Annotated in this window: 7 protein-coding genes and 4 tRNA genes; 10 read left to right on the forward strand and 1 reads right to left on the reverse strand. The window is 62.5% G+C overall.

The window, feature by feature from the left end; all coding sequences use genetic code 11:
- The first annotated feature begins 126 nt into the window (after nt 1–126).
- The 6 genes from IRZ77_RS23225 to IRZ77_RS23250 are packed head-to-tail and all read left to right on the forward strand — an operon-like array spanning nt 127 to nt 6,058.
- Nucleotides 127–1,221 carry an ABC transporter ATP-binding protein gene (locus IRZ77_RS23225; RefSeq protein WP_108480309.1) on the forward strand — a complete coding sequence of 365 codons (1,095 nt, stop codon included), beginning with the start codon at nt 127–129 and terminating at the stop codon, nt 1,219–1,221.
- Nucleotides 1,221–2,330 (forward strand): ABC transporter ATP-binding protein, encoded by a 1,110-nt coding sequence (locus IRZ77_RS23230; RefSeq protein ID WP_108480310.1) that lies wholly within the window; start codon nt 1,221–1,223, stop codon nt 2,328–2,330. Before IRZ77_RS23225 ends, IRZ77_RS23230 begins: the two co-directional genes overlap by 1 nt.
- Nucleotides 2,327–3,190, forward strand: coding sequence for a carbohydrate ABC transporter permease (locus IRZ77_RS23235; protein WP_046616829.1), 864 nt, complete (start codon nt 2,327–2,329; stop codon nt 3,188–3,190). Before IRZ77_RS23230 ends, IRZ77_RS23235 begins: the two co-directional genes overlap by 4 nt.
- 3 nt (nt 3,191–3,193) lie before the next feature.
- Nucleotides 3,194–3,994, forward strand: coding sequence for a carbohydrate ABC transporter permease (locus IRZ77_RS23240; protein WP_013971876.1), 801 nt, complete (start codon nt 3,194–3,196; stop codon nt 3,992–3,994).
- Between the two features lie 12 nt (nt 3,995–4,006).
- Nucleotides 4,007–4,279 carry a DUF2160 domain-containing protein gene (locus tag IRZ77_RS23245; protein WP_108480311.1) on the forward strand — a complete coding sequence of 91 codons (273 nt, stop codon included), beginning with the start codon at nt 4,007–4,009 and terminating at the stop codon, nt 4,277–4,279.
- 39 nt (nt 4,280–4,318) lie between these two features.
- A complete protein-coding gene (locus IRZ77_RS23250) occupies nt 4,319–6,058 on the forward strand; it encodes an ABC transporter substrate-binding protein (protein ID WP_046616830.1) in 1,740 nt (579 codons plus the stop codon).
- Between the two features lie 185 nt (nt 6,059–6,243).
- On the opposite strand, the gene folD is transcribed toward IRZ77_RS23250, so the two are convergent.
- Complete coding sequence (gene folD / locus IRZ77_RS23255) at nt 6,244–7,098, reverse strand: bifunctional methylenetetrahydrofolate dehydrogenase/methenyltetrahydrofolate cyclohydrolase FolD (RefSeq protein WP_013971879.1); 855 nt, start codon at nt 7,096–7,098, stop codon at nt 6,244–6,246.
- Nucleotides 7,099–7,369: 271 nt separating this feature from the next.
- Between folD and IRZ77_RS23260 the strand changes: the two genes are divergently transcribed.
- From IRZ77_RS23260 to IRZ77_RS23275, 4 genes are all read left to right on the forward strand, one after another.
- Nucleotides 7,370–7,446 (forward strand) — tRNA-Arg (locus IRZ77_RS23260).
- Between the two features lie 41 nt (nt 7,447–7,487).
- Nucleotides 7,488–7,563, forward strand: a tRNA-His gene (locus IRZ77_RS23265).
- A 52-nt stretch (nt 7,564–7,615) separates the two neighbouring features.
- A tRNA-Leu gene (locus IRZ77_RS23270) sits at nt 7,616–7,700 on the forward strand.
- Between the two features lie 44 nt (nt 7,701–7,744).
- Nucleotides 7,745–7,820 (forward strand) — tRNA-His (locus tag IRZ77_RS23275).
- The last annotated feature ends 6 nt before the right edge of the window (nt 7,821–7,826 follow it).

Genomic DNA, 7,826 nt, shown 5'->3' on the forward strand with positions numbered 1-7,826 from the left:
CTTGTGTTCACTCGTGAACCTGCGATTGGCCAGTGTTGCCGGCCAGGCCCCGGGCCAGACGGTCGCGGCGCAACTGGCACGAAACTGGCTGTGCCCAGCACACAAAAACCACAAGAAGGCCACGCCATGTCCCTGGTGCTGGAACAGGTCAGTCGCAGTGTCGACAACCAGGCCTGGATCGTCGATGCCTCGCTGCGTTTCGAACCCGGCTCGTTCAACGTGCTGCTGGGCCGCACCCTGGCTGGCAAGACCAGCCTGATGCGCCTGATGGCCGGGCTCGATCGCCCGGACCGTGGGCGGGTGCTGATGGATGGCCAGGACGTGACTGGCGTGCCGGTGCGCCAGCGCAATGTTTCGATGGTGTATCAGCAGTTCATCAACTACCCGAACCTCAGCGTGTACGAGAACATTGCGTCGCCGCTGCGTCAGGCACGCATGGACGAGCCCCAGATTCGCCGACGAGTGCAGGAAACCGCCGAAATGCTGCGCATCGAAGCCTATTTGCAGCGCCTGCCGCTGGAACTGTCCGGTGGCCAGCAACAACGCACGGCAATGGCCCGGGCGCTGGTCAAGGATGCCTCGCTGATCCTGTTCGACGAACCACTGGTCAACCTCGACTACAAGCTGCGCGAGGGCCTGCGCCAGGAGCTGCGCGAACTGTTCGCGGCGCGCCACTGCATTGCCGTGTATGCCACCACCGAGCCCAACGAGGCGCTGGCTCTGGGCGGCACCACCACCCTGGTGCATGAGGGCCGTATCGTCCAGAGCGGGCCTACCGCCGAGGTCTACCAGCGCCCGGGCAGCGTGCTGGCCGCCGAGTTGTTTTCCGAGCCACCGATCAACCTGGTGCCTGGCCGTATCAGCGGCAACGATGTGAGCCTGGCCCAGGCCGTGCACTTTGCCCGTAATGCCGACTTGCAGCCGCTTGCCGAAGGTGACTACCGCTTTGGCGTGCGGCCCAGCCACATCAGCCTGGTGCCGGCACACGACGACGACCTGGAATTGTCTGTGCTGGTGGAGCTGGCCGAGATCAGTGGTTCAGAGACCTTCCTGCATGTGCGCAACGAACACTGGCGCATGAACCTGCACCTGCCAGGGGTGCACGAATACCAGGTGGACACACCGATCCGCGTGTTCATCCCCACCCACAAGTTGTTCGTGTTCGACAGCGCCGGGGCGCTGGTGCAGGCCCCGGGGCTGCGCCAGGCAAGGAGAGGATGATGGCCGAGATCCGCCTGCGCCAACTGGCGCACAGCTACAGCCGCCAGCCCGCCAGCGAGGCGGAGTATGCCCTGCACGCGCTGGAGCATGTGTGGGAGCAGGGCGGGGCCTACGCCTTGCTCGGGCCGTCGGGCTGCGGCAAGTCGACCTTGCTCAACATCATTTCCGGGCTGCTGACACCGTCCCACGGCGAGGTGCTGTTCGACGGCAAGCCGGTCAACCAGCTTTCACCGCAGGCGCGCAATATCGCCCAGGTGTTCCAGTTCCCGGTGGTTTACGACACCATGACGGTGTTCGACAACCTGGCGTTTCCCTTGCGCAACCAGGGGCTGGACGATGCCCGGGTGCAGGCCCGGGTGGAGGAGATTGCCGAGGTGCTCGACCTTTCGGCCGTGCTGCGCAAGAAGGCGCGCAACCTCAGTGCCGACGAAAAGCAGAAGGTCTCCATGGGCCGTGGCCTGGTGCGTGATGACGTGTCAGCGATCTTGTTCGACGAGCCGCTGACGGTGATCGACCCGTACCTGAAGTGGAAGCTGCGGCGCAAGCTCAAGCAGATCCACGAGCAGTTCAACATCACCATGATCTACGTCACCCACGACCAGCTGGAGGCCTCGACGTTCGCCGACAAGATCGCGGTGATGCACGGCGGGCGCATCGTCCAGTTCGGTACCCCGCGCGAACTGTTCGAGCGGCCGCGGCATACCTTCGTCGGTTACTTCATCGGTAGCCCGGGGATGAACCTGATCGACGTACGCGCCGACGCGGACGGGGTGGTATTCGGCGATATTCACCTGGTGCTGCCCGGGCAACTGCGGGAGCACCTGCGAGAGCGCCTGGCGGCCACTGGCGGTGGTCGCCTTCAGGTAGGCATCCGCCCGGAATTCGTGCAGCTGTGGGACAGCCCGTTCGATGACGCCTACCCGGCGCAGGTGCTGGACGTCGAGGACCTGGGCACCTACCGCATCGTCACCCTCGAACTGGGCGGTGTCGCGCTCAAGGCGCGCCTGGGCGAGGACCGCCCGCTGCCGGTGGCCCAGGCCTGGGTCAGCCTGCCGGCGCAGTGGCTGATGCTGTACCTCGACGATGTGCTGCTGGAGGCCGGGCCATGAACAAGGTACCGAACAACAAGGCCTGGTGGCTGGTGCTGCCGGTGTTCCTGCTGGTGGCATTCAGTGCGGTGGTGCCGATGATGACGGTGGTCAACTATTCGGTGCAGGACATTTTCGACCAGTCCAACCGCTACTTCGTCGGCGCCGACTGGTACCGCCAGGTGCTGCGCGACCCGGCGCTGCACGATGCGCTGCTGCGCCAGTTCATCTATTCCGCCTGCGTGCTGCTGATCGAGATCCCGCTGGGCATCGCCATTGCCCTGACCATGCCGACCAAGGGGCGCATGGCCTCGGTGTGCCTGATCGTCATGGCCATCCCGCTGCTGATCCCCTGGAACGTGGTCGGCACAATCTGGCAGATTTTCGGCCGCGCCGACATCGGCCTGCTCGGCGCCACCCTGGCCAAGCTCGGCATCAGCTACAACTACGCCGGCGACCCGTTCGATGCTTGGCTGACCGTGCTGGTGATGGACGTATGGCACTGGACATCGCTGGTGGCGTTGCTCTGTTATTCGGGGCTGCGCGCCATTCCCGATGTGTACTACCAGGCTGCGCGCATCGATCGCGCCTCGGGCTGGGCGGTGTTCCGTCATATCCAGTTGCCCAAGCTGAAGAACGTACTGCTGATTGCGGTGATGCTGCGCTTCATGGACAGCTTCATGATCTACACCGAGCCCTTCGTGCTGACCGGTGGCGGGCCCGGCAACGCCACCACCTTCCTCAGCCAGACGCTCACGCGCATGGCCGTGGGGCAGTTCGACCTGGGCCCGGCGGCGGCGTTCTCGCTGGTGTACTTCCTGATCATCCTGCTGGTTTCGTGGCTGTTCTATACAGCCATGACCCATGCCGACAAGGACTAGGCCATGAGCACGCGCAAATCGCTGGCCCTGCTGCTGTACTTCTTCTTCCTGCTGGTGCCGATCTACTGGCTGCTGAACATGTCGTTCAAGAGCAACACCGAGATCCTCGGCGGCCTGACCCTGTGGCCACAGGCGTTCACCCTCGACAACTACCGGGTGATCTTCACTGATGCCAGCTGGTACAGCGGCTACATCAATTCGCTGTATTACGTGTGCCTGAACACGTTGATTTCGCTGCTGGTGGCGCTGCCTGCGGCATATGCCTTCTCGCGCTACCGCTTCCTCGGTGACCGGCACCTGTTCTTCTGGCTGCTGACCAACCGCATGGCGCCACCGGCGGTGTTCCTGCTGCCGTTCTTCCAGCTGTATTCGTCGATCGGCCTGTTCGATACCCATATCGCCGTAGCCCTGGCGCACTGCCTGTTCAACGTGCCGCTGGCGGTGTGGATCCTCGAGGGGTTCATGTCTGGTGTGCCGAAGGAAATCGACGAAACAGCCTACATCGACGGCTACAGCTTCCCGCGCTTCTTCGTGAAGATCTTCATCCCGCTGATTGGCTCCGGCATCGGCGTGACGGCATTTTTCTGTTTCATGTTCTCCTGGGTCGAGCTGCTGCTGGCACGCACCCTGACTTCGGTGAATGCCAAACCGATCGCCGCGGTGATGACCCGTACCGTGTCGGCCTCGGGCATCGATTGGGGCGTGTTGGCGGCTGCAGGGGTACTGACCATCTTGCCGGGCATGCTGGTGATCTGGTTCGTGCGCAACCATGTGGCCAAGGGCTTCGCCCTGGGCCGGGTTTGAGGAGGGCATGGCATGGAGTGGATGGCCTGGACCTTGCCGACGGCGTTGTTCTTCGCCGCCGTTGGCGTGCTGCTGCTGGGCATGACCCTGCTCGAACTGCGCCGCCCCTGCGTGGAGCGACGCGGCTTCCTGCCGCTGATCACCAGCCGTGGCGACCGCTTGTTCATCGGCCTGCTGGCCAGCGCCTACCTGCATTTGCTGGTGGTTGGCGTCAGCGAGTGGCCTTTGTGGGTGGCCTCGCTGCTGTCGCTGGCGTGGCTGGTGGTGGTGCTGCGCTGGGGCTGAGCGAGCGGCCCTGTGGGATAACTGAAACGGGAGATCACAATGTTCGACAACAAGTACAACAGGCGACATTTGACCCTGGCCGCGTTGCTGGTGCTGGCCAGCGTGCAGGGCACAGCCTGGGCCGACCAGTACGAGGATGCGGCAAGGAAATGGCTCGGCAGTGAGTTCAAGCCGTCAACCCTTACCCCTGAACAGCAGCTGGCCGAGTTGAAGTGGTTCATCAAGGCTGCCGAGCCGTTCCGTGGCATGAAGATCAACGTGGTGTCGGAAACCATCACCACCCATGAATACGAGTCCAAGGTGCTGGCCAAGGCCTTCAGCGAAATCACCGGTATCCAGCTGACCCACGACCTGCTGCAGGAAGGCGATGTGGTGGAAAAGCTGCAGACACAGATGCAGTCGGACAAGAACATCTATGACGGCTGGGTCAACGACTCCGACCTGATCGGTACGCACTTTCGCTACGGCAAGGTGGAATCGATCACCGACCTGATGGCCAACGAAGGCAAGGACTACACCTCGCCGACCCTGGACCTGAAGGACTTCATCGGCATTTCCTTCACCACTGCCCCGGATGGCAAGGTCTACCAACTGCCTGACCAGCAGTTCGCCAACCTCTACTGGTTCCGTGCCGACTGGTTCGAGCGGCCCGAACTGAAGGCCAGGTTCAAGGAAAAGTACGGCTACGAGCTTGGCGTACCGGTGAATTGGTCGGCCTACGAGGACATTGCCAAATTCTTCACCGAAGACGTCAAGGAAATCGACGGCAAACGCGTCTATGGCCATATGGACTACGGCAAGAAAGACCCGTCGCTGGGCTGGCGCTTCACCGATGCCTGGTTCTCCATGGCGGGTGGCGGCGACAAAGGTTTGCCCAATGGCTTGCCAGTGGACGAATGGGGCATTCGCGTGGAGGACTGCCACCCGGTGGGGTCCAGCGTGACCCGTGGTGGCGACACCAACGGCCCTGCCGCCGTGTATGCCACCCAGAAGTACGTGGACTGGATGCGTGCCTATGCGCCCAAGGAAGCCCAGGGCATGACATTTTCCGAAGCCGGCCCGGTGCCGGCCCAGGGCAATATCGCCCAGCAGATCTTCTGGTACACCGCGTTTACCGCCGACATGACCAAGCCCGGTTTGCCGGTGGTGAATGCCGACGGCACGCCGAAGTGGCGCATGGCGCCTTCGCCGAAGGGGCCGTACTGGGAGGAGGGTATGAAGCTGGGCTACCAGGACACCGGTTCGTGGACCTTCTTCAAGTCCACCCCCGAGAAGCAACGCCTGGCTGCGTGGCTGTATGCTCAGTTCGTCACATCCAAGACCGTGTCGCTGAAAAAGACCATCGTCGGCCTCACGCCGATTCGCGAATCGGACATCAACTCCCAGGCCATGACCGAGCTGGCGCCCAAGCTGGGCGGGTTGGTGGAGTTCTATCGCAGCCCGGCGCGGGTGCAGTGGACGCCGACCGGCACCAACGTTCCGGATTACCCGCGGTTGGCACAGTTGTGGTGGAGCCACATCGCCGAAGTGGCCAGTGGAGAAAAGACCCCGCAGGAAGCGCTGGACGGCCTGGCTCGCGACCAGGACCGGATGATGGAGCGCTTGCAGCGGTCCAACGCCCAGGCCACCTGCGCACCGAAGCTGAACCCGGAGAAGGACGCCCAGTACTGGTTCGACCAGCCAGGGGCGCCGAAACCGAAACTCGCCAACGAAAAGCCCAAGGGCGAGACGGTCAGCTACAACGAACTGCTGAAGTCGTGGGAGGCGGCCAGGAAGTGATCGGCTGAGCTCCGCGCCGGCTTCTTCGCGGGTAAACCCGCTCCCACAGGGACCGTGCAGTCCACGAAGGCTGTGATGTCCCCTGTGGGAGCGGGTTTACCCGCGAAGAGGACGGTGCAGCCATCAAGAAACTTCAGCCAAAAAAAACGGCACCTGCCAGAGGTGCCGTTTCATATCACGCGGTATTACTTGTGCAGCTCTTCCGCCGCATACAGCGTGTTCTCCAGCAGGCATGCGCGGGTCATCGGCCCGACGCCGCCCGGCACCGGCGTGATCCAGCCGGCGCGCGGCAGGGCGGTCTCGTAGACCACGTCGCCGACCAGCTTGCCGTCTTCCTGGCGGTTGATGCCCACGTCAATGACGATGGCACCTTCCTTGATCCACTCACCCTTGACCAGGCCCGGCTTGCCTGCGGCCACTACCACCAGGTCGGCGCGGCCGACATGGCCGGCGAGGTCCTTGGTGAAGCGGTGGCAGACGGTCACGGTGCAGCCGGCCAGCAGCAGCTCCATGGCCATTGGGCGGCCAACGATGTTGGACGCGCCGACGATGACCGCGTTCATGCCGTACAGGTCCTGGCCGGTGCTTTCCAGCAGGGTCATGATGCCCTTCGGCGTGCACGGGCGCAGCAGCGGGATGCGCTGGGCCAGGCGGCCGATGTTGTACGGGTGGAAGCCGTCCACGTCCTTGTCCGGGCGGATGCGCTCGAGCAGCAGCGAGGCGTCCAGGTGCGCCGGCAGCGGCAACTGCAGCAGGATACCGTCGACGGCCGGGTCGTCATTGAGGCGGTCGATCAGCTCGGTCAGGGCCTGCTGCGTGGTTTCGCTGGGCAGGTCGAACGCCTGCGAAATGAAGCCGACCTCTTCGCAGTCCTTGCGCTTGTGCGAGACATAGACTTGGGAGGCGGGGTCGGTGCCGACCAGGATCACCGCCAGGCCCGGCGTACGCAGGCCTTGCTGGCGACGCTCCACGACACGTTGAGCGATCTGCTGGCGCAGGCTGGCGGCGATCGCCTTGCCATCGATTAGGTGTGCAGTCATAGACGCGTGATTAACCATCGAGAAGGAAACAATTAAAGAGGGCGCATTCTCGCACGACATGGGCCATGGGCAAAGGCGGGTGGTCGGGCAAATCCCCTAAGCCCTTAAATAATTTAAATTTTTTTGAGAAAGGTGTTGACGACTATCAGGCCCGCCTATAAGATTCGCCGCACTTGTCGGGCACAGCCTAGCACTGGTTGGCTAAGTCGGGCAGAATGAGTGGTTTAGCAGTTATCTGTTAAGGTCTCGTTCGGTTAGGCTTCAAGCTTAAGCGCCCGTAGCTCAGCTGGATAGAGCATCCGCCTTCTAAGCGGATGGTCGCAGGTTCGAGTCCTGCCGGGTGCGCCATTAGGCAGCTTTGGCAAGCAAGTAGGCTGTAATGCAATATGGTGGGCGTAGCTCAGTTGGTAGAGCGCTGGATTGTGATTCCAGTTGTCGTGGGTTCGATTCCCATCGTCCACCCCATATTCTTCAAAGGCGCCTCGATAGCATCTGGCGCCTTTGTTTTAAGCGTTACGCGGACGTGGTGAAATTGGTAGACACACTGGATTTAGGTTCCAGCGGCGCAAGCTGTAAGAGTTCGAGTCTCTTCGTCCGCACCATGCTTCTGTAAGGCTGTACCGCAACATCGCAAGACTGCAATATGGTGGGCGTAGCTCAGTTGGTAGAGCGCTGGATTGTGATTCCAGTTGTCGTGGGTTCGATTCCCATCGTCCACCCCATATTCT

The organism is Pseudomonas pudica, from assembly GCF_015680405.1.
In the GTDB taxonomy this organism is placed as follows: domain Bacteria; phylum Pseudomonadota; class Gammaproteobacteria; order Pseudomonadales; family Pseudomonadaceae; genus Aquipseudomonas; species Aquipseudomonas pudica.

Bases quoted from the DNA above. Each gene is read 5' to 3' on its own strand.
- IRZ77_RS23240 (WP_013971876.1), top strand. From the start codon at position 3,194: ATGAGCACGCGCAAATCGCTGGCCCTGCTGCTGTACTTCTTCTTCCTG.
- IRZ77_RS23250 (WP_046616830.1), top strand. From the start codon at position 4,319: ATGTTCGACAACAAGTACAACAGGCGACATTTGACCCTGGCCGCGTTG.
- IRZ77_RS23245 (WP_108480311.1), top strand. From the start codon at position 4,007: ATGGAGTGGATGGCCTGGACCTTGCCGACGGCGTTGTTCTTCGCCGCC.
- IRZ77_RS23235 (WP_046616829.1), top strand. From the start codon at position 2,327: ATGAACAAGGTACCGAACAACAAGGCCTGGTGGCTGGTGCTGCCGGTG.
- IRZ77_RS23230 (WP_108480310.1), top strand. From the start codon at position 1,221: ATGGCCGAGATCCGCCTGCGCCAACTGGCGCACAGCTACAGCCGCCAG.
- IRZ77_RS23225 (WP_108480309.1), top strand. From the start codon at position 127: ATGTCCCTGGTGCTGGAACAGGTCAGTCGCAGTGTCGACAACCAGGCC.
- folD (WP_013971879.1), bottom strand. From the start codon at position 7,098: ATGACTGCACACCTAATCGATGGCAAGGCGATCGCCGCCAGCCTGCGC.